This is a genomic window from Methylibium sp. Root1272, from assembly GCF_001425905.1.
Lineage (GTDB): Bacteria > Pseudomonadota > Gammaproteobacteria > Burkholderiales > Burkholderiaceae_C > Methylibium.
Map to the genome: position 1 here is coordinate 53,718 of NZ_LMDY01000018.1, position 19,412 is coordinate 73,129.

17 protein-coding genes are annotated in these 19,412 nt (G+C 70.7%); 4 read left to right on the top strand and 13 right to left on the bottom strand.

What is annotated here, in order from left to right; translation table 11 throughout:
- Window positions 1–16: 16 nt before the first annotated feature.
- From ASC67_RS18730 to ASC67_RS18740, 3 genes are all read right to left on the bottom strand, one after another.
- Entirely contained in the window at window positions 17–295 is a 279-nt protein-coding gene (locus ASC67_RS18730; protein WP_056325544.1) for a BolA family protein, read from the bottom strand.
- Window positions 296–315: 20 nt separating this feature from the next.
- Window positions 316–1,071 (bottom strand): ABC transporter permease, encoded by a 756-nt coding sequence (locus ASC67_RS18735; protein ID WP_056325547.1) that lies wholly within the window; start codon window positions 1,069–1,071, stop codon window positions 316–318.
- Between the two features lie 94 nt (window positions 1,072–1,165).
- Window positions 1,166–2,110, bottom strand: a complete 945-nt coding sequence (locus ASC67_RS18740; protein ID WP_056326004.1) for an ABC transporter ATP-binding protein — start codon at window positions 2,108–2,110, stop codon at window positions 1,166–1,168.
- A 132-nt stretch (window positions 2,111–2,242) separates the two neighbouring features.
- Here ASC67_RS18740 and ASC67_RS18745 point away from each other — a divergent pair, with 132 nt between their 5' ends.
- The 3 genes from ASC67_RS18745 to ASC67_RS18755 are packed head-to-tail and all read left to right on the top strand — an operon-like array spanning window position 2,243 to window position 4,054.
- Complete coding sequence (locus ASC67_RS18745) at window positions 2,243–2,911, top strand: TetR/AcrR family transcriptional regulator (protein ID WP_011828425.1); 669 nt, start codon at window positions 2,243–2,245, stop codon at window positions 2,909–2,911.
- A gap of 47 nt (window positions 2,912–2,958) precedes the next feature.
- Window positions 2,959–3,744: a hypothetical protein gene (locus ASC67_RS18750; protein ID WP_056325552.1), complete on the top strand. Its 786-nt coding sequence runs from the start codon at window positions 2,959–2,961 to the stop codon at window positions 3,742–3,744.
- A gap of 1 nt (window position 3,745) precedes the next feature.
- Window positions 3,746–4,054: a DUF1330 domain-containing protein gene (locus ASC67_RS18755; RefSeq protein ID WP_056325557.1), complete on the top strand. Its 309-nt coding sequence runs from the start codon at window positions 3,746–3,748 to the stop codon at window positions 4,052–4,054.
- 25 nt (window positions 4,055–4,079) lie between these two features.
- Here the strand turns inward: ASC67_RS18755 and ASC67_RS18760 are convergent, their stop codons facing one another.
- From ASC67_RS18760 to ASC67_RS18805, 10 genes are all read right to left on the bottom strand, one after another.
- Complete coding sequence (locus ASC67_RS18760; protein WP_056325561.1) at window positions 4,080–6,659, bottom strand: ABC transporter permease; 2,580 nt, start codon at window positions 6,657–6,659, stop codon at window positions 4,080–4,082.
- Between the two features lie 408 nt (window positions 6,660–7,067).
- Window positions 7,068–8,132 (bottom strand): adenosine deaminase, encoded by a 1,065-nt coding sequence (locus tag ASC67_RS18765; RefSeq protein WP_056325566.1) that lies wholly within the window; start codon window positions 8,130–8,132, stop codon window positions 7,068–7,070.
- Window positions 8,133–8,209: 77 nt separating this feature from the next.
- On the bottom strand, window positions 8,210–9,187 hold the full coding sequence (locus tag ASC67_RS18770) for an aromatic ring-hydroxylating dioxygenase subunit alpha (protein WP_056325570.1): 978 nt from the start codon (window positions 9,185–9,187) through the stop codon (window positions 8,210–8,212).
- Between the two features lie 105 nt (window positions 9,188–9,292).
- Window positions 9,293–10,447 (bottom strand): BMP family ABC transporter substrate-binding protein, encoded by a 1,155-nt coding sequence (locus ASC67_RS18775; RefSeq protein ID WP_056325575.1) that lies wholly within the window; start codon window positions 10,445–10,447, stop codon window positions 9,293–9,295.
- A gap of 58 nt (window positions 10,448–10,505) precedes the next feature.
- Window positions 10,506–11,426: an ABC transporter permease gene (locus ASC67_RS18780; protein WP_056325580.1), complete on the bottom strand. Its 921-nt coding sequence runs from the start codon at window positions 11,424–11,426 to the stop codon at window positions 10,506–10,508.
- Window positions 11,423–12,586 (bottom strand): ABC transporter permease, encoded by a 1,164-nt coding sequence (locus ASC67_RS18785; RefSeq protein ID WP_056325583.1) that lies wholly within the window; start codon window positions 12,584–12,586, stop codon window positions 11,423–11,425. The genes ASC67_RS18780 and ASC67_RS18785 overlap by 4 nt, the downstream gene beginning before the upstream one ends.
- Window positions 12,579–14,102: an ABC transporter ATP-binding protein gene (locus ASC67_RS18790; RefSeq protein WP_056325588.1), complete on the bottom strand. Its 1,524-nt coding sequence runs from the start codon at window positions 14,100–14,102 to the stop codon at window positions 12,579–12,581. The genes ASC67_RS18785 and ASC67_RS18790 overlap by 8 nt, the downstream gene beginning before the upstream one ends.
- Before the next feature lie 51 nt (window positions 14,103–14,153).
- Complete coding sequence (locus ASC67_RS18795) at window positions 14,154–15,014, bottom strand: outer envelope protein (RefSeq protein ID WP_082536132.1); 861 nt, start codon at window positions 15,012–15,014, stop codon at window positions 14,154–14,156.
- Window positions 15,015–15,213: 199 nt separating this feature from the next.
- Window positions 15,214–16,551 carry a guanine deaminase gene (guaD, locus tag ASC67_RS18800; RefSeq protein WP_056325599.1) on the bottom strand — a complete coding sequence of 446 codons (1,338 nt, stop codon included), beginning with the start codon at window positions 16,549–16,551 and terminating at the stop codon, window positions 15,214–15,216.
- Between the two features lie 20 nt (window positions 16,552–16,571).
- Window positions 16,572–17,552, bottom strand: coding sequence for a LysR family transcriptional regulator (locus ASC67_RS18805; protein WP_056325606.1), 981 nt, complete (start codon window positions 17,550–17,552; stop codon window positions 16,572–16,574).
- 127 nt (window positions 17,553–17,679) lie between these two features.
- Between ASC67_RS18805 and xdhA the strand changes: the two genes are divergently transcribed.
- Window positions 17,680–19,227, top strand: a complete 1,548-nt coding sequence (gene xdhA, locus ASC67_RS18810; RefSeq protein WP_056325609.1) for a xanthine dehydrogenase small subunit — start codon at window positions 17,680–17,682, stop codon at window positions 19,225–19,227.
- Window positions 19,228–19,412 lie beyond the last annotated feature (185 nt).

Below are 19,412 nucleotides of genomic sequence, written 5' to 3' on the forward strand. Positions count from 1 at the left end.
CAGGGCGGCTTGTGGATCAGTGGTGGTGGGCAGCGGCGGTGCGGGCCGGGGAGCCCTGCACCGCGAATTCGGCCGGCGTCAGCGTCTTCATTGACAGCGCGTGGATTTGTTCGCGCATTCTATCGCCGAGCGCCGCGTAGACCCGCTGGTGGCGGCGGACGCGGCTCAGGCCGTCGAACTCGGCCGACACGATGGTGGCGAAGAAATGGCGGCCGTCGCCCTCCACCTGCAGGTGCTCGCAGGCGAGCCCTTGCGCGATGTAGCGCTGCACGTCGTCTGCGGTGGGATCGGCCATGACGCGAGTGTATCGGGCGTTCAGGACCGCAGCTTGTAGCCGGTCTTCAGCAGCCGCAGCGACACCGCCGAGACGGCCACCAGGCTGGCAGCGACCACCGCCAGGCTGATCCACGGACTCACGTCGCTGACGCCGAAGAAGCCGGCCCGGAAGCCGTCGATCATGTAGAAGAAGGGGTTCAGATGGCTCACCGCCTGCCAGAACGGCGGCAGCGAGTCGACCGAATAGAACACGCCGGACAGGAAGGTCATCGGCATCACGACGAAGTTCTGGAACGCCGCGATCTGGTCGAATTTCTCGGCCCACAGCCCGGCCACCAGGCCCAGCGCGCCCATCATCGCCGCCCCCAGCACCGCGAACACCAGTGCCCACCCCGGCGCGGCCAGGCCGGGTGGCGCGAACCACACGGTGACCGCCAGCACCCCGGCGCCCACCACCAGGCCGCGCACCACCGACGCGCCCACGTAGGCCGCGAACCAGGCCCAGTGCGACAGCGGCGTCACCAGCAGGAACACCAGGTTGCCCGTCACCTTGCTCTGGATCAGCGAGGAACTGCTGTTGGCGAAGGCGTTCTGCAGCACGCTCATCATCACCAGACCCGGGATCAGGAAGCTGGTGTAGCCGACACTGCCGTAGACCTTCACGTGCGCCTCGAGCGCGTGGCCGAAGATCAGCAGGTAGAGCACCGCCGTCAGCACCGGCGCCGCCACGGTCTGGAAACTGACCTTCCAGAACCGCAGCATCTCCTTGTAGAGCAGCGTGCGCGCGCCGGTCATGACTGCCCCTCGTCCGACGAGTACGTCGGCCGATCCCCCGCGGGGATGCGGGCCGGCTTGGGAGCGGCCCGGCGCTCGGCCCGCGGCGCACCGGTCATGCCGCCACCTTCTGCGGTTCGCCCTGCATGATCTCGAGGAACACGTCCTCCAGGTCGGCGCGGCCGATCTCCAGCTCCTCCACCCGGACCTGGGCGCTCCGCAGCATCGCGAGCAGCGTCTCGACCTCGGCCGCGTCGTGCGCGGTGAGCTGCACGATGCGGCCGGTCACACGTGCCTGCGCCGCCACCGCCGGCGGCAGCGTCTGGTCGGTCTTGAAGCGCAGCATGGTGCTCGCGGTGCCGGCCAGCAGGTTGGCGGTGCGGTCGAGCGCCACCACGCGGCCCTGCTTGAGCATCGCGATGCGGCCGCACAGCGCCTCGGCCTCTTCGAGGTAGTGCGTGGTCAGCAGCACCGTGTGCCCTTCGCGGTTGAGCCGCGCGATGAACTGCCACAGCGTCTGGCGCAGTTCCACGTCGACCCCGGCGGTCGGCTCGTCGAGCACGATCACCGGCGGCCGGTGCACCAGCGCCTGCGCCACCAGCACGCGGCGCTTCATGCCGCCCGACAGCTGGCGCATGTTGGCATCGGCCTTGTCGGCCAGGCCCAGGTGGTGCAGCAGCTCGTCGATCCAGGCATCGTTGGCCTGGCGGTCGACGCGCACGCCGAAGTAGCCGCTCTGGATGCGCAGCGTCTCGCGCACCGAGAAGAACGGGTCGAACACCAGCTCCTGCGGCACGATGCCCAGCGCGCGGCGCGCGGCCGCGTAGTCGTCCACCACGTCGTGGCCCTGCACCGTGACGCGCCCGCGGGTCGCACGGCTCAGGCCGGCCAGGATGCTGATCAGCGTGGTCTTGCCGGCACCGTTGGGGCCGAGCAGGCCGAAGAAGTCGCCCGGCTCGATGTCGAAACTCACGTCCTGCAACGCATGCAGATCGTTGCGCTGGCTGCCGCGCGGGGCAAGGTAGGTCTTGGAAACGGAGTCGAAACGAACGGCCGGCATGAAGGTCTCGGAGGACAGCCGGGGATTGTAGGCAGGCCTCGCCATCGGTGCTGGCCGCCTTGGTGGCGCGTGATCTTGATGCTAGATTGACCGCAAACCAGCCCTCTCGCCCCACCGCGAGACGACCGCGCCATGAGCCCACGGGTCCCGAAGAAAGCACCGCGCCGCACGGCCGAGCGCATCCTGGAGGTGACGCTGGAACTGTTCAACCGCTTCGGCGAGCCCAACGTCAGCACCACGCTGATCTCGGCCGAGCTCAACATCAGCCCGGGCAACCTCTACTACCACTACCCCGCCAAGGACGAGCTGATCAACAGCCTGTTCGACCGCTACGAGGCCGCGCTCACCGAGTTGCTGCGGGCGGCCGACAACGTGCGCAACGTCGAGGACGCCTGGCTGTTCTTCCACATGCTGTTCGAGCTGATCTGGCAGTACCGCTTTCTGTACCGCGACCTGAACGACCTGCTCAGCAAGAACCGGCGGCTCGAGACCCACTTCCAGTTCGTGCTGAAGAACAAGCAGCATGCGGTCAAGGCGGTGCTCGACGGCCTGAGCCGCGCGCAGGCGATGCGCATCGACGCGCGCGAGGCCGAGCCGGTGGCCACCTCGATGGTGGTGGTGCTGACCTACTGGCTCAGCTACGAGTACGTGCGCGACCCGCGCAAGGCATTGGAGCCCGAGAGCGCCGGCGCGGCGCTGCTGCGCGGCGCCCAGCACGTGCTCAGCCTGCTGATGCCCTACCTCGACCCGGGCCAGCGCGAGCACCTGCTGATGCTGGCCGGCAGCTACCAGCGCGACTGAACGAAAAGAACGACCGATTGCCCGGAACGACGCAGGAGACAAGCACTATGGCCAAGTGGACCGCCTTCCCTTACGACAACGCCGACTACGTGCACGACGCCGTGGCGCTGAAGAAGCACTGGGCCCGGCTGCACGCCGGCGACGCCGAGCCCTGGCCCAAGGACGCCGCGGTACAGGAGGCCTGGGCGCTGTTCCACGCCGGCGAGTTCAGGAAGGCGGTCGACGCCGGTTTGAAGGCCGGCGCGAATGGGGCAACAGCAGGCATCACCGCCGCCAACAAGGCCCAGGCGATCTACGCCAACTACCTGGAGAAGAGCGAGAAGGTCAAGCTCGACCTCTTCCTCGAACTCGCCGAGCGCGCCGAGGCCCAGGCGGCCGCCGAGCCGAAGAACGCCAATGCGCACTACCTGATGGCCTACGCGGTGGGCCGCTACGGCCAGAGCATCAGCGTCGCCAAGGCGCTTGCCCAGGGGCTGGGCAGCAAGGTGAAGAACGCGCTGGAGACCACCATCAAGCTGGCCCCGAAGCACGCCGATGCGCACATCGCGCTCGGCGCCTTCCACGCCGAGGTGATCGACAAGGTCGGCAAGCTGCTCGGCAGGACCCAGGGCGCCGACGCCGCGACCGGGCTGAAGATGTTCCAGGCCGCGCTGAAGCTCAATCCCGGCAGCGCGATCGCCATGGTGGAGTACGCCAACGGGCTGGTCATGCTGGAGGGCGACAAGCGCATGAAGGAGGCCGAGCAGCTCTACGCGCAGGCGGCCGCGTGCAAGCCGGCCGACGCGATGGAGCGCCTGGACGTGGAGATGGCGAAGGCCGAGTTGGACGACTGACGTGAGCGCCACGCCCCCTGCCCCCGCCGCCGCCTACGTGATCGGCCACATCGTCATCAGGGACCCCGACACCTGGGTGGCCTACCGGGACCAGGTGCCCGCGACGCTGCTGCCCTGGCAGGGCGAGATCCTGGTGCGTGGCCGGCGCGCGGTCGAGCTGAGCGGCCGCTCGCCTTTCACCGACACCGTCGTCATCCGCTTTCCGGACACGGCTTCGGTCGAGGGCTGGTACCACTCACCGGCCTACCAGGCGCTGATCCCGCTGCGCGAACAGGCGGCCGAGGTGGTGCTGGTGGGCTACGCGATGTAGCGCCAAGCGGGGCGGCGCCCGCGCCTTACTGCGCTGCGCGACGCAGCGTCTCGACGACCGGACGCGTCAGCACCTCGCGCAAGCCCCACCAGCCGGCCGCCAGCGCCAGCAGCGCACCGGCCGCACCGCCGGCCAGCGGCACCCACAGCGGCGCGCTCCAGGTGAACTCGAAGGCATAGCGCGCCAGCGCCCAGCCGACCGCCAGCGCGGCTACCGAGGCCAGCACGCCGGCCAGCGCGCCCACCCCCAGCAGTTCGGCGCGCTGCACGCGCGCCAGCAGCTTGCCGCCGGCGCCCAGCGCCCGCATCACCGCGAACTCGCGGGCGCGCTGCTCGCGCGTCGCGGTGACCGCGGCGAACAACACCACCAGGCCGGTCGCCAGCGTGAAGCCGAACAGGAACTCGACCGCGCGGATCACCTGGTCGAGCACGCGCTGCACCTGGGCGATCGAGGCCGACACGTCCACATTGGTGATGTTCGGGAAGGCGCGCGACAGCGCGTTGTCGAAGCCCGGCGCGCCCGGCTGGGCCGGCGGCGCGCGGAAGGCGGCGATGTAGGTGGCCGGCAGTTCCTCGGGCAGGGTCGCGGTCGGGAACAGCACGAAGAAATTCACCCGCATCGAGCCCCAGTCGACCTTGCGCAGGCTGGTGATGCGGCCGTCCTGCTGCACGCCGGCGATGTCGAAGCGCAGCGTGTCGCCGAGCTTCACGCCCAGCGTCGCCGCCAGCCCTTCCTCGACGCTGATGGCGCCGGCCTCGTCGGCCGTCCAGCGGCCCGCGACGACCTGGTTGTGGCCCGGCAGGCGGGCGTCGTGGCTGAGATTGAACTCGCGCTCGACGAGGCGCTGTGCGCGGTCCTCGGCGTAGTCCTCGGGCTTGACCGGCTTGCCGTTCACTGCAACGAGGCGGCCGCGGATCATCGGGTACCAGTCGTAGGTCTTCACGCCGCCGTCGCGCAGCTGCTGCTGGAAGGCCTCGCCCTGCTCGGGCTGCACGTTGATGACGAAGCGGTTCGGCGCGTCGGGCGGCGTGGCCTGGCGCCAGCTGCTGATCAGGTCGGTGCGCAACAGCACCAGCAGCACCAGCGCCAGCAGGCCGACGCTGAGCGCGCTGACCTGCAGCACCGCGAAACCGGGCCGCGCCGCGACCTGGCGCGTCGCCAGCACCAGCCAGCGCGGTGCGCCGGCGGCCGACGACGGGACCGCGCGCCGCAGCGCCTGCACCGCCAGCCACGACAACAGCGCGAACACCGCGATCGCGACCGCGAAGCCGCCCACCGTGATGAGCCCGAGCTTCAGGTCCGAGGCCACCGCCAGCAGCAGCGCCGAGAAGCCGGCGAAGCCGGCCAGCAGCACGCCGACCGAGGCCGGCCGCAGTTCCCCCAGGTCGCGCCGGATCACCCGCAGCGGCGGCACCTGCGCGAGCTGCAGCACCGGCGGCAGACCGAAGCCGAGCAGCAGCGTGAGCCCGACGCCCAGGCCGAACAGCGCCGGCCACACGCTGGGCGCAGGCAGCGCCGAGTCGACCAGCCCGGCCAGCAAGGCGACGAACACGAAGTGCACCGCCAGGCCCAGCAGCACGCCGAGCCCGCTGGCGATCAACCCCACCGCCGCGAACTCCATCGTGTAGGCGCCGGCGATGCGGCGCTGCGGCTGGCCCAGCACGCGCAGCATCGCGCAGTCGTCGAGGTGGCGGCCGGCGAAGTCGCGCGCGGCGATGCCCACCGCCACGGCTGCCAGCAGCGCAGCCAGCAGCGCGACGAGGTTCAGGAACTTGGCGGCGCGGTCCAGCGTCTGGCGCATCTCCGGGCGGCCGCTGTCGAGCGACTCGATGCGCAGCCCGCGCCAGCCCTGCGCCTTGGCTTCGGCCTCGGCCCACGCCACGTAGCCGCGCACCGCCGCGTCGCCGCCCGGCCCCTGCCCGGCCAGCGCCAGCCGGTAGGTCACTCGGCTGGCCGGCTGCACCAGCCCTGTGGCCGGCAGGTCGGCGATGTTGAGCAGCGCGCGCGGCGCGAAGCTCATGAAGCCGGCCCCGCGATCGGGCTCGAGGGTGATGACCGCCGCGATCGTGAGGCTGGCGTCGCCGAGCAACAGCGGATCGCCGGGCTTCAGGTTCAGCGAGTCGAGGATGGCCGCATCGACCCACACGCTGCCGGGGGCCGGCACGCCGGCAGCGCGGCGCTCGGGTGCCCCCGGCGCATCGGCGATCTTCAGCTGGCCGCGCAGCGGATAGCCGTCGCTCGCCGCCTTCACGGCCACCAGGCGCGAGGCCCCGCCCTGCGCCTCCGGCGCACGGCCCATGCTGGGAAAGCTCACGGTGTTGGCCACCACCAGGCCATCGGCGCGGGCCCGATCGGTCAGCCCCGACGGTGCCGGCTGGTCGCTCGCGACGATGGCGTCACCGCCGAGCAGCGACCGCGCGTCGCGCGCCAGGCCCTGGTTCAGCCGGTCGGCGAAGAAGCCGACTGCGGTGAGCGCCGCAACCGCCAGCATCACCGCGACGATCAGCAGCCGCAGTTCGCCGGCGCGGAAGTCGCGCACGAGCTGCCGGCGTGCCAGGGTCCACAAGGTCGGCGGGGTCAGCGGGGTCGGGGCGGACGCGTTCATCGGAGAGGCAGGCAAGGAGCGGGGAGCGTATCGGCAAAAGATGCACGGTAGCGCAGCGCTCACGGCGAGCGCCGCGCGGGGCTTTGCGGCTGTTTGCCGCTTGGCTGATTGCTGATTGCTTGTTGGGTGCTATTTGCACGCACCGCGCGCTGCTGACCAGGCCGCCGGGTGAACGGCTCCGTTCGTGTCCCCCGCGTCCGGCCTTGCGGCCGACCGCTCCTCCTTTACCTCTCTTCGCCATTCACCCGACGCCCTGGTCGCACGCACTACCGTGACTTGCGAAGGTCTTCGAACCCCGGCGCAGCACGGTGTATCGAAGCGCCGTGACGGGCCGCTGTGTGGAGCGAAGTAGAGGAGGAGCGGTCAGCCCGAAGGCAGTCGCTCGTCGACCGGCCTTTCCCTTTCGCATCAGATCGCCGCGAAGTGCGCATCGAGAGCATCGCACCACCGCGCCTTCTGCGCCGCGCTCGCGAAGCTGGCCTCGAAGCTGTTGCGTGCCAGCTGGTAGGCCTGAGCGGCGCCCAGTGCCGGCAGCGCCTCGAAGGTCTCGGTGAAGTTCTGGTTCAGGTAGCCGCCGAAATAGGCCGGGTCGTCGGAGTTGACGGTGGCGCACAGGCCAGCGTCGAGCATCGCCGCGAGCGGATGCCGCGCCATCGTGTCGAACACGCGCAGCTTCACGTTCGACAACGGGCACACCGTCAGCGGTATGCGCTCGGCGGCCAGGCGCGCCACCAGCGCCGGGTCCTCGAGGCTGCGCACGCCGTGATCGATGCGTTCGACCTTCAGCACGTCGAGCGCACTCCACACATAGGCCGGCGGTCCCTCCTCGCCGGCATGGGCCACAAGGCGCAGCCCGAGCTCCCGGCAGCGCGCGAACACCCGCGCGAACTTCTCCGGCGGATGGCCGCGCTCGCTGCTGTCGAGGCCGACGCCGATGAAATGCTCGCGCCAGGGCAACGCCTGCTCCAGCGTCTGGAAGGCCGAGTCCTCGCTGAGGTGGCGCAGGAAGCACAGGATCAGTTCACTGCTCACACCCAGCTCCTGCTGCGCCTTTGCGCGAGCGCGAGTCAGGCCCCGGATCACCGTCTCGACAGGCACCCCGCGCTCGGTGTGCGTCTGCGGGTCGAAGAACAGCTCGGCGTGGACCACGCAGTCCGCGGCGGCACGACGGAAGTAGGCCATGGCCATGTCGAAGAAGTCCGCCTCCTCCAGCAGCACGCTCGCACCGGCATAGTAGATGTCGAGGAAGCTCTGCAGGTCGCTGAACGCATAGGCCGCGCGCAGCGCATCGACGCCGGCATAGGGCAAGGTGACGCCGTTGCGGCCGGCCAGCGCGAAGATCAGCTCCGGCTCCAGCGAGCCCTCGATGTGGATGTGGAGTTCGGCCTTCGGCATGCCGTGCAGCAACGCCGGCAGCGCCTCGCGCCCGACGCGGGCCGGGTCGAACGGTAGCGTGCGGGTCGGTCGATTCATCGTTAGGCTCCTTCACGATCGTCTGTCGGTTGCCCGAGCATGGCATGCGGCCGAGGCTGCCAAGCGACCCGCGCCCCTCAGCAGGTGCCGTAGGTGAAGCCTTGCGTCTGCAGGTAGCGGCGGTAGGCAGCGCTCAGACGATCGGCCGCGCAGTGGGCCTCGCCGCCGCTCAGCGGCAGCCGGCGCGGCCGCTGCGATTCGAGCACCGGCCGGTCCTGCGCGAAGATGCCGTGCTGGAACGCGCGCAGCGTCGCCTCGGGCGTGGCGGCATCGCCGGTGAACAACGTGAACCACACGCGGCTGCGTTCGGGTTCCAGCGGCACGACCCACAGCGCATAGGCCTCCTGCGTCGCCTGAGCGTCGTCGCCGACCTGCTTGACCAGCAAGGCGCTGCAGGGTGACAGCACCTGGTAGCGGTAGTCGACCCAGGCCCCGGCGGCCGATTGCGCACTGGCCTGCGGCTGCCACGCGCGGTAGTGCGGCACGCCGGGCGCACCGTCGGCACCGAGCACCACGTCATAGGCCGGCACCTCGGTGTGGCCGCGGTCGCCGAGCCAGCCCTCGTGCACGAAGGCGAAGTGCGAGGTGTCGAGAAAGTTCTCGACCACCCGCGGCGCCGAGGTCGCGACATCGTAGGGGCCGCAGACGACAGCGCGGCCCGGTACCGGGCCCGGGTCGGGCAGGCAGGCCGTGGCGTCGCCATCGGGCACGACCCACAGCAGGCCGTTCGCCTCGCGCAGCGGATGGGATCGCGCCGCATGGCCGGCCGCCGGCATGAAGTCGGGCAGCGCCGGGATGTGCAGGCAGCGCCCATCGCCGTCGAAGCGCCAGCCGTGGTACGGACACTCGAGCTGCGCCCGGCCGTCGACCACGCGCACCGCGCCGAGCGAGAGCCGCGTGCCGCGGTGCGGACAGCGGTCGGTGAAGGCGTGCGGCGTGCCGGTCTCGTCGCGCCACAGCACCAGATCCTCGTCGAACAGCGTGACCGGCAGCGGGCTGGCGCCCAGATCCTTCGCCGCGGCCACCGGATAGCACCAGCGCTGCTCGTCGTTCATCGCGCTCCCTTCTTCGTCATCGAAAGGCAGGACGCCGCCTGCGGCGCTGCGCAGGCGGCGTACCGGACCGCAGGGCCGCGCCGGGGGCGCGGCGACGCGAGTCGCCTACTTGGCCGACGGTATCTTGCCTTCGACGCCCTTCACGTAGAAGTCGATCTTGTCCTTCCAGGCCTGGTCGGCCGCCACGCCCTTGGCCAGCACCTCCTTGCCGTCGTTGGTGACGACCGGGCCGGTGAAGACCTCGAAGGTTCCGGCCTTCATGCCGGCCTTCGCCTCGTCGACCTTCTTCTTGGTGTCCTCGGGCACCACGTCGGCCACCTTGACCAGATCGTTCTGGCCTTCCTTGACGCCCCACACGGTGCGCTCGCTCTTCCAGGTCCCGTCCATCACGTCCTTGACGGCCTTCTTGTAGTAGCCGCCCCAATCGACGATGCAGCTCGCCAGGTGGGCCTTGGGCGCGAAGGCGCTCATGTCGCTGTCCCAGCCGAAGGCGTACTTGCCATTCTTCTCGGCGGTCTGCAGAACGGCCGAGGAATCGGTGTTCTGCAGCAGCACGTCGGCACCGCCGTTGATCAGCGACTGCGCGGCCTCGCCTTCCTTCGGCGGATCGAACCAGGTGCTCACCCACACCACCTTGGTCTTGATCTTCGGGTTCACGCTCTGCGCGCCCAGCGTGTAGGCGTTGATGTTGCGCAGCACCTCGGGGATCGGGAAGGAGCCGACGAAGCCGATCGTCCCGCTCTTGCTCATCGTGCCGGCGATGATGCCGGCCACATAGGCGTCCTCGTAGAACTTGGCGTCGTAGAGGCGCATGTTCGGCGCCATCTTGTAGCCAGTGGCGTGCTCGAACTTCACGTCCGGGAACTCGCCGGCCACCTTCAGCATCGGCTCCATGTAGCCGAACGAGGTGGCGAAGATGATCTTGTTGCCCTGGGCCGCCAGATCGCGGATCACGCGCTCGGCATCGGCCCCTTCGGGCACCTTCTCGACGATGGTGGTCTTGACCTTGTCGCCGAACTCCGCCTCGACGGCCTTGCGGCCCTGGTCGTGGGCGTAGGTCCAGCCGGCGTCGCCAACCGGACCGACGTAGACCCAGGCGGCCTTCAGCGGCTCCGCGGCCGGGGCGGCGGCAGGCGCCGTGGTCGGCGCGGGCGCGGCCGGCTCCTCCTTCTTGCCGCAGCCCATCAGCGCCGCGCTCGCCGCGAGGGACGACAGGGCCGCCAGTTTCAGCAGCGCGCGGCGCTGGCTCGGTAGGTTCATGTTGACTCCTGTGAGGCGAAGGATGAAGAAAGAAGAGAGGGCCCGGCCGGCCTGCCCGTCACGAACCGGGATGGAAAGGCTTGCCGAGCGAGGCGGGCATGTTGATGCGGATCCACAGCGGGTTGCGCGAGATGAGGGCGAGCACGACGATCGTGGCGATGTAGGGCAGCATCGACAGCAGCTGGCTCGACACCTCCACGCCCGCGCCCTGCAACGCGAACTGCAGCATCGTCACGCCGCCGAACAGATAGGCACCGAGCAAGACACGTGCCGGTCGCCAGGTGGCGAAGGTGGTGAGCGCCAGCGCGATCCAGCCGCGCCCGGCCACCAGACCCTCGACCCACAGCGGCGCGTACACCACCGACAGGAAGGCACCGGCCACGCCGCACAGCGCGCCGCCGGCCACCACCGCGGCGAAGCGGATCGAGCGCACCGGGTAGCCCAGCGCATGGGCGGACTCGGGCGACTCGCCGACCGCGCGCAGCACCAGCCCGGCGCGGCTGCGGTACAGGAACCAGCTCAGCCCGAGCACCGCGGCGATCGCCAGGTAGACCATCGGGTGCTGGCGGAACAGCGCCGGACCGAAGAAGGGGATGTCGGCCAGCAGCGGGATCTCGAACGGCGCGCGATCGGCCAGCTTCTTGCCCACCAGGTCGACGCCGACGAAGGCCGAGAAGCCCGCGCCGAACAGGCTCAGCGCCAGGCCGGTCGCGTACTGGTTGGTGTTGAGGCCGATCACGAGCAGCGCGAACAGCGCCGCCATCGCCATGCCGGCCAGCGCGCCGGCCGCGAAGGCCAGCGTGTCGCTGCCGGTGTACAGCGCCGCGGCGAAGCCGGCGATCGCGGCGACCAGCATCATCCCCTCGGCGCCGAGGTTCAGCACCCCGGCCTTCTCGTTCAGCAGCAGGCCCAGCCCGGCGATGGCCAGCGGCGTGCCCGAGGCCAGCGTCGCGGCGATCAGCAGCGCGACCTCGTTCATGGCGCCGACTCCTCGACCGAGCGGCCGCCGCGGGTCCGGCTCCGCCGGCCCGCCAGCGGCGCCCCCCCGGGGGGGAGCGGCGCAGCCGCAACGGGGGGGCTCCATTTCACGCGGTAGTGGATCAAGGTATCGCAGGCCAGCAGCAGGAACAGCAGCAGACCCTGGAACACGCCGGTCAGCGCGTTCGGCAGACCCAGGCGCGACTGGCCGAGTTCGCCGCCGATCAGCAGCATCGACAGCAGCACGCCGGAGAACACGATGCCCAGCGGATGCAGGCGGCCGACGAAGCAGACGATGATCGCGGTGAAGCCATAGCCGGTAGAGACATGCGGCGTGAGCTGGCGCAGCGGCCCGGCCGCCTCCATCGCACCGGCCAGGCCGGCCATGCCGCCCGACATCAGCAGCGCGGTCCACAGCGAGGCGCGCGCCGAAAAGCCGGCATAGCGCGCCGCCGCCGGCGCCAGCCCGCCGACCTGCAACTGGTAGCCGCGCCAGGAGCGGAACAGGAAGACCCAGAACAGCACCACCATCACCAGCGCCAGCACGAAGCCCCAGTGCAGCCGCGAGCCCGGCAGCAGGGTCGGCAGCCAGGTCGACGCGTCGAAGGTCTTCGTCTGCGGGAAGTTGAAGCCGCCCGGATCCTTCCAGGGCACGAACACCAGGTAGTTCAGCAGTTGCTGGGCCACGTAGACCAGCATCAGGCTGACCAGGATCTCGCTGGCGTTGAAGCGGTCGCGCAGCAGCGCGGTGACGGCCGCCCAGGCCATGCCGCCCACCACGCCGGCCAGCAGCACCAGCGGCGAGTACAGGCCCCGCACGCCGCTGACGCCCAGGTTGGTGAGCCACAGCGCGACGCCGCCGCCGGCGATGGCGCCGAGCAAGAACTGCCCTTCGGCGCCGATGTTCCAGACGTTCGAGCGGTAGCAGACCGCGAGGCCCAGCGCGCACAGGATCAGCGGCGTGGCCTTCAGCAGCACCTCCGATACCGAGCGCAGGCCGTTCAGCGGCTCGAGGAAGAAGATGCCCAGGCCCTTCAGCGGGTCCTTGCCGAGCGCGACGAACAGCAGGCTGGCCAGCAGCACGGTGAGCGCCAGCGCGATCAGCGGCGACGCCAGCGACATCGCCTGCGACGGCTGGGCCCGGGCCTCGAGCTTAAGCATGGCGCAGGTCCCCGGGGGCATCGGCCTTCGGCCACAGGCCGCTCATCCACTCGCCGATCAGCTCGACCGTGGTCCGCATCGTCGCGACGCTCGGGCTCAGGCGGCCCTGCGCGATGACCAGCAGGCGGTCGCTGATCTCGAACAGCTCGTCGAGCTCCTCGCTGACCACCAGCACCGCGCAGCCTTCGTCGCGCAGCTTCAGCAGCGCGCCGCGGATCTGTGCGGCCGCACCGACGTCGACGCCCCAGGTCGGCTGCGAGACGATCAGCAGCTTCGGCCGCGCGTCGATCTCGCGGCCGACGATGAACTTCTGCAGGTTGCCGCCCGACAGGCTCTTCGCGGCCGCCTTCGGCCCGCCAGCCTTGACATTGAAGGCGGCGATCAGCGCCGTGGCCAGGCGCTGCACCTGGGCCATGCGCAGCCAGCCACCGCGGCCCACCGCCTCGGTGCGCGTCAGCAGCGTGTTCGCGGCGAGCGACAGCGTCGGCACCGCGCCGCGCCCCAGCCGCTCCTCGGGCACGAAGTGCAGGCCCAGCGCGCGGCGGGCGCGCGGCGGCTGCCGGCCGATGTCCTGCCCGAACAGCTTCACCGCGCCGAGCGGCGCGCGCGGGTCTTCGCCCGACAGCGCGGCCATCAGCTCCTGCTGGCCATTGCCCGAGACGCCGGCCACACCGACGATCTCGCCGGCCTTCACCTCGAAGCCGATGTCCTTCAGGTCGGTGCCGAACGGCGACTGCTTCGCGAGTGTCAGGCCGCTCACCTGCAGTGCCACGTCGCCGAGGCGCGCCTGGATGTGCTGCAGCTTCGGCGGCTCGGCGCCGATCATCAGCCGCGACAGGTCGGCATTGCCGACGGTGCGCGGATCGACCTCGCCGGTGACCTTGCCGCCGCGCAGCACCGTGCAGTGGTGGCACAGCGCGCGGATCTCGTCGAGCTTGTGGCTGATGTAGAGGATGGAGCAGCCGCGCTCGGCCAGCTGGCGCAGCGTGACGAACAGCGTCTCGACGGCCTGCGGCGTCAGCACCGAGGTCGGCTCGTCGAGGATCAGCAGCTTGGGATCGGTGAGCAGCGCGCGCACGATCTCGACGCGCTGACGCTCGCCGACCGACAGTGAATGCACCGGCCGCTGCGGGTCGACCTCGAGCCCGTAGACCTTGGAGACCTCCACGATGCGCGCCGTCACCTCGGCCAGCGACAGGCTCTTGTCGAGGCCGAGCCACACGTTCTCGGCCGCCGTCAGGGTGTCGAACAGGCTGAAGTGCTGGTAGACCATGCTGATGCCGAGCTGGCGCGCCTGCGCCGGGCTCGCGATCTGCACCTGGCGGCCGTCCCAGATCATCTCGCCGGCGTCGGGCCGCACGGCGCCGTAGATGATCTTCATCAACGTGGACTTGCCCGCACCGTTCTCGCCCAGCACCGCATGGATCTGGCCCGGCGCCACGCGCAGGCTCACGCCGTCGTTGGCCTTGACGGCGGGGTACTGCTTGCTGATGCCGAGGAGTTCGAGACGGAGCATGGGCGGCAGACGGTCAGGGGCGAGCCGGGGGAGCGGCTCGCCCGCTGCAGATCAGAAGTGGTACTCGGCCCGGATCATCGGCGTGCGCGCGGTCGCACCGTCGCCGGCCCCCGGGGTCTCGGTCGGGTTGCCGAACTTGTTCTTCCAGTACTCGTAGGCGAGGCCCACCTTGAAGGTGCCCTTGGGGCCGCCGGCCAGCACGCCGACGTCGAGCATCAGCTTCATGTCGATGTGGGTCTCGGGCTTGGTCGGGCCGCCGAACTCGTTGGTGCCCTTGTCGCCGATGTAGAGCGCATAGCCCTCGAAGGCCAGCGGCAGGCTGCCGATCGGGATGCCCCACTCCGCCGCCAGTGCCGGATGGGTGTCGTAGGTGTAGCGGTCGGCGATGCCCTTGGGCGAGTTGCTTTCCTTGAAGGCCAGCAGCGAGAGGTTGGCGAAGCCCGGCACGTCGAACATCACCGTCGGGCCGAACACGAACATGCGCTTCTTCGACGCGTAGCCGTCGTTCTTGGTGTTCCAGTCGAAGCCGGCGGTGAAGCCGAAGCCGCGCACCGGGCCGACCTTGAGGTCCTTGCTCATGACCTTGCCGAAGTCGAGCAGGTGGCGGTAGACGATGTAGACCTCCTGCGCACCGGAGGCACCGGGCGTGCCGTCGCCCGGATCGTTGCGGTCCGACAGCAGCAGGTCGGCGTTGAAGAAGTTGACGCCGTACTTGTAGCCGCTCACATGCGTGAGGCCGACGATCGTCTTGGTGATGTCGTTGCGCGATCCGTCGGGGTTGTTGTTGTAGGGCTCGGCGAACTTGGTGCCGTAACGAACGCTGATCGCGGTGTCGCTCCAGTCGGCGGCGAAGCTGGTGCAGCTCAGCGCGGCAAGCGCGAGCGCCAGGGCGGTCTTGCAGGTCGGATTCATCATGGTCCTTCGGAGGAGTGGTGAGGCGTCGGACCGCAACTTCCGTACCAGAAGAAAAGGCCTCTCCAGCGGCCCGGATGCCACCAAAGGAGGCATCGCACTTTTGGTATACCAATTTGTGCACCATGTTGAATCCAACGACGAACCGGTTCGCCCACCGTCGATGCGGCCGGTGCTCGACGAGCCCGCGGACCCGCGTTCAGCCGCGCTCGTGGCGGCACGCACCGGCCACGTAGGTCGCGACCAGATTGCGCTCGTCGCCCAATGTCATCCAGGCGAACACGCGCTCGTGCAGCGCGGCCAGCGGCGACACGCCGGCACGGCCGCGGCGCGCCACCGCATCGCGGTGTGTCGCGACCGGACCGACCGCCCAGTCCCACACCGCCAGGTCGGCCAGCACGCCGTTGCCGAGGTGACCGATCTCGTGCGCCAGGCCCAGCGCCTCGGCAGCGCCGCGCGTCGCGGCATGCATCGCCTTCCAGGCGCTGAGCTTCACGCCGCGCAGCGCCTGCACCTTGTAGGCGTCGGCCAGCGTGCGCAGCATCGACAGGCTGGTGCCGCCCCCCACGTCGCTGGCCATCGACACGCGGTAGCCGGTGTCGACCGCGGCCTGCCAGTCGAACAGCCCGCTGCCGAGGAACAGGTTGCTGGACGGGCAGAAGGCGATCTGCGCGCCGGTGTCGCGCAGCAGCGCGCGGTCGGTGTCGTCGAGCCAGATGCCGTGCGCCAGCACCGCGCGCTCGTGCAGCAGGCCGTGGCGGTGGTAGACGTCGAGGTAGCTGCGCGCCTCGGGGAACAGCTCGGCGATCCAGCGCACCTCGTCGGTGTTCTCCGCCACGTGGGTCTGCATGTAGACGCCCGGGTGTTCGCGGCACAGCCGACCGGCCATCGCCAGTTGCTCGGGCGTGCTGGTGGCTGCGAAACGCACCGTCACCGCATAGGACAGGCGGCCGTTGCCATGCCAGCGCGCGATCAGCTCGGCGCAATCGCGCTCGGCCTGCAGCACGTCGTCGCGCAGGCCATCGGGCGCGTGGCGGTCCATCAGCACCTTGCCGGCGACGAGCCGCATGCCGCGCGAGCGGGCCGACGCGAACAGCGCCTCGGTCGCGACCTTGTGCACCGTGGGGAACACCACCGCCGACGTGGTGCCGTGCGCCAGCAGCGCATCGACGAAGCGCTCGGCGCCGCTGGCCGCCACCAGCGGATCGGCATAGCGCAGCTCGGCCGGGAAGGTGTAGGTGTTCAGCCACTCGAGCAGCGCGGTGCCGTAGCTCGCGATCACGTCGAGCTGCGGGCAGTGCACGTGGGTGTCGATGAAGCCCGGCGTGATCAGCCGCCCCGCGTGGTCCACGCGCTGCCAGCTCGCGTCGGGGCCACTGCCGGCGCGGGCCGGCTCGGCGCCGACGATGCGGCCGTCCTCGACCAGCAGCCAGTGGTCGGGCCGGTAGCGCACGCCGGCGGCGTCGCCGGGCGCTGCGAAGCCGGGATCGGCCTCGATGTCGAGCAGGTCGCCGAACAGGGCCAGCCGCTTGCTCATGTGGCGCTCCGGTGAGTGGATCAGTGGACGCCGGCGCGCGCGGCGGCAGCGCCGGGCTTCGGCAGGCCGCGCGCCACGTCTCGCATCACGCCGCGCAGCCAGCGGCCGGCGGCCGACTGGTGGCTGAGTTCGTGCCAGAGCTGGTAGTACACCAGCGCCGGGAATGCCACCGGGCAGCGCACGATGCGCAGTCCCGGCACCTGGCCGACGTAGCGGCTGCAGAACAGCCGGCCGGTCGTCAGCACCAGGCGCGAGCGCGCCACCATCTGCGGCCCCAGGCCGAAGTAGGGGCTGCGCACCACGATGTCGCGCGCCAGGCCCAGCGCGTCGAGGTGCTCGTCGATCACGCCGCGCGCGCCGGGATGCAGCGGCGTCGGCGCGATGTGCTCGCTGGCCAGGTAGCGCTCGGCGGTCCAGCCACGCGGGCTCTTCACCGCCGGGTGGTCCTCGGCGACCAGGCAGACGATCTCGTCGGACAGCAGGCGCCCGAGATGCAGTTCGGCCGGCGGCCGCAGCCAGTTGCCGATCACCAGGTCGACCTCGCCGCGCGCCAGGCCCTTGCGGTAGTCGAACTCGGCCGACAGCGGCAGCACCTCCACCCGCGTCCCAGGGGCTTCGGCGCGCAGCCGCGTCACGAGCTCGGGCAGGAACTGCGGATCGAGGTAGTCGCTCGCGGCGACGCGGAAGGTCGTCTCGCTGTGCGCCGGATCGAAGGCCAGCGCCTCGGCGCGCGAGCCGAACAGCCGCTCGGCGCTGCGCAGCAGCTCGGCGGCCGGCTCCAGCAGCTGCAGCGCCACCGCGGTCGGCGCCATCCCGGTGCCGGAGCGCACCAACAACGGGTCGCCGACCAGCGCACGCAGGCGCTTCAGCTGGGCGCTGACGGCCGGCTGGGTGGTGCGCAACCTGAGGGCGGCGCGCGACACGCTGCGTTCGGTGATCACGGTGTGGAGGACGCGGACGAGATGGAGCTCGATCTTGTCGAAAAGCGTGGGCTGGCTCATATCGTCATCTGCATACCGGTTATCGCTGGCATCGTATTCGCATGGGACCGGCCTGGAGTACCTTCGGAACGAAGCGCACCGTTCGTTCCGACGCGCCCTGCCCGCCCGCCGCCTCCAACGCCACGCAATGAGCCTGCCAGCCGTTCGCTTCTTCCACCGCGGCCGCGTCGTCGCCGTCGACGACGCGGCGCCGACGCGCAGCGTGCTGAACTGGCTGCGCGAGGACGCCCGCTGCACCGGCACCAAGGAAGGCTGCAACGAGGGCGACTGCGGCGCCTGCACGGTGGTGGTCGCCGAGCTGGCCGAGCACGCCGACGCGGTAGGCACGGCCTCGGCCCGCGCCACCGTGGTCGGCGGCCTGAGCCTGCGCACGGTGAACAGCTGCATCCAGTTCCTGCCCACGCTGCACGGCAAGGCGCTGCTGACGGTCGAGGACCTGCAGGCGATTGCCCAGGGTGCGGCCGTGGCGACGCCCGGCGACGCCACGCTGCACCCGGTCCAGCAGGCGCTGGTCGACTGCCACGGCTCGCAATGCGGCTTCTGCACGCCGGGCTTCACGATGTCGCTCGCGGCCTGCTACGAGCGGCACTGCGAGGCCGGCACGCAGCCGACGCGCGCCGACCTGGCCGACGAGCTGTCGGGCAACCTGTGCCGCTGCACCGGCTACCGCCCCATCCTCGACGCCGGCGAGCGCATGTTCATGCTGCCGCCGAAGCGGCTGGACACCGCGCCCATCGTCGCGGCGCTGCGCTCGCTGCAAGCGCAGCAGCCCGGCGATGACACCGCCGAACCCGCGGCCGGCTTCCACACCCCGCGCACGCTGGAGGCGCTGGCTGCGCTGGTCGAAGCGCGGCCGCAGGCACGGCTGCTGGCCGGTTCCACCGACATCGGGCTGTGGGTCAACAAGCAGTTCCGCGCGCTCGGCGAGATCGTCTACCTGGGCGATGTCGACGCGCTCAAGCGCATCGAGTGGCAGGGCGACACGCTGCGTATCGGTGCCGGCGCGCCGCTCGAGGACGCCTGGCGCGCGCTGGTCGGCGTCGCGCCGGCGCTCGCCGAGGTGTGGCGCCGCTTCGCGTCGCTGCCGGTGCGCAACGCCGGCACGATGGGCGGCAACGTCGCCAACGGCTCGCCGATCGGCGACAGCGCGCCGGTGCTGCTGGCGCTCGACGCCGTGCTGCTGCTGCGCCGTGGCGCGCAGCAGCGCCGCCTGCCGCTCGCCGACTTCTACGTCGACTACATGCTGAACCGGCTGGCACCCGGCGAGTTCATCGAGGCCATCGAGCTGCCGCGTCCGGCCGCGGCGACGCAGGTGCGGGCCTACAAGCTCAGCAAGCGCTTCGACTGCGACATCTCGGCGGTGTGCGCCGGCCTCGCCCTCACGCTCGATGGCGAGACGGTGGTGCAGGCGCGCTTCGCGTTCGGCGGCATGGCAGCGGTCGTCAAGCGGGCTGCGGCCACGGAGGCGGCCATCGTCGGGCAGCCCTGGACCGAGGCCACTGTACGGGCGGCGATGGCCGCGCTGGCCACCGACTACGCGCCGCTGACCGACATGCGGGCGTCGGCCGGCTACCGCCTGCGCGCATCGCAGAACCTGCTGATGCGGCTGTGGCTGGAGACGCGGCCGGTCGCGCCGCTGCCGATCACGCAGACCAACGTGTGGGCGGCCGCCTGAGTCGGACCGTACCGCTTCCATGAGCACCCTTTTGTTGTCTGATCCTGTCGTTCTTGGCGGGCGCGTGCGGGGTCATGGGCGGGCGAGCGTCATCGCTTAGCGGGGGTACCCGATGCGCGCTGCCACTCACCCGCCCACGACCCCGCCGAACGCGCGGTTCATTTCGACCATCACACCGATGCCTC

Bases quoted from the DNA above. Each gene is read 5' to 3' on its own strand.
- ASC67_RS18785 (WP_056325583.1), bottom strand. From the start codon at position 12,586: ATGCTTAAGCTCGAGGCCCGGGCCCAGCCGTCGCAGGCGATGTCGCTG.
- ASC67_RS18775 (WP_056325575.1), bottom strand. From the start codon at position 10,447: ATGAACCTACCGAGCCAGCGCCGCGCGCTGCTGAAACTGGCGGCCCTG.
- ASC67_RS18730 (WP_056325544.1), bottom strand. From the start codon at position 295: ATGGCCGATCCCACCGCAGACGACGTGCAGCGCTACATCGCGCAAGGG.
- ASC67_RS18790 (WP_056325588.1), bottom strand. From the start codon at position 14,102: ATGCTCCGTCTCGAACTCCTCGGCATCAGCAAGCAGTACCCCGCCGTC.
- ASC67_RS18745 (WP_011828425.1), top strand. From the start codon at position 2,243: ATGAGCCCACGGGTCCCGAAGAAAGCACCGCGCCGCACGGCCGAGCGC.
- ASC67_RS18805 (WP_056325606.1), bottom strand. From the start codon at position 17,552: ATGAGCCAGCCCACGCTTTTCGACAAGATCGAGCTCCATCTCGTCCGC.
- ASC67_RS18760 (WP_056325561.1), bottom strand. From the start codon at position 6,659: ATGAACGCGTCCGCCCCGACCCCGCTGACCCCGCCGACCTTGTGGACC.
- ASC67_RS18780 (WP_056325580.1), bottom strand. From the start codon at position 11,426: ATGAACGAGGTCGCGCTGCTGATCGCCGCGACGCTGGCCTCGGGCACG.
- guaD (WP_056325599.1), bottom strand. From the start codon at position 16,551: ATGAGCAAGCGGCTGGCCCTGTTCGGCGACCTGCTCGACATCGAGGCC.
- ASC67_RS18770 (WP_056325570.1), bottom strand. From the start codon at position 9,187: ATGAACGACGAGCAGCGCTGGTGCTATCCGGTGGCCGCGGCGAAGGAT.
- ASC67_RS18735 (WP_056325547.1), bottom strand. From the start codon at position 1,071: ATGACCGGCGCGCGCACGCTGCTCTACAAGGAGATGCTGCGGTTCTGG.
- ASC67_RS18750 (WP_056325552.1), top strand. From the start codon at position 2,959: ATGGCCAAGTGGACCGCCTTCCCTTACGACAACGCCGACTACGTGCAC.
- ASC67_RS18765 (WP_056325566.1), bottom strand. From the start codon at position 8,132: ATGAATCGACCGACCCGCACGCTACCGTTCGACCCGGCCCGCGTCGGG.
- xdhA (WP_056325609.1), top strand. From the start codon at position 17,680: ATGAGCCTGCCAGCCGTTCGCTTCTTCCACCGCGGCCGCGTCGTCGCC.
- ASC67_RS18795 (WP_082536132.1), bottom strand. From the start codon at position 15,014: ATGAATCCGACCTGCAAGACCGCCCTGGCGCTCGCGCTTGCCGCGCTG.
- ASC67_RS18740 (WP_056326004.1), bottom strand. From the start codon at position 2,110: ATGCCGGCCGTTCGTTTCGACTCCGTTTCCAAGACCTACCTTGCCCCG.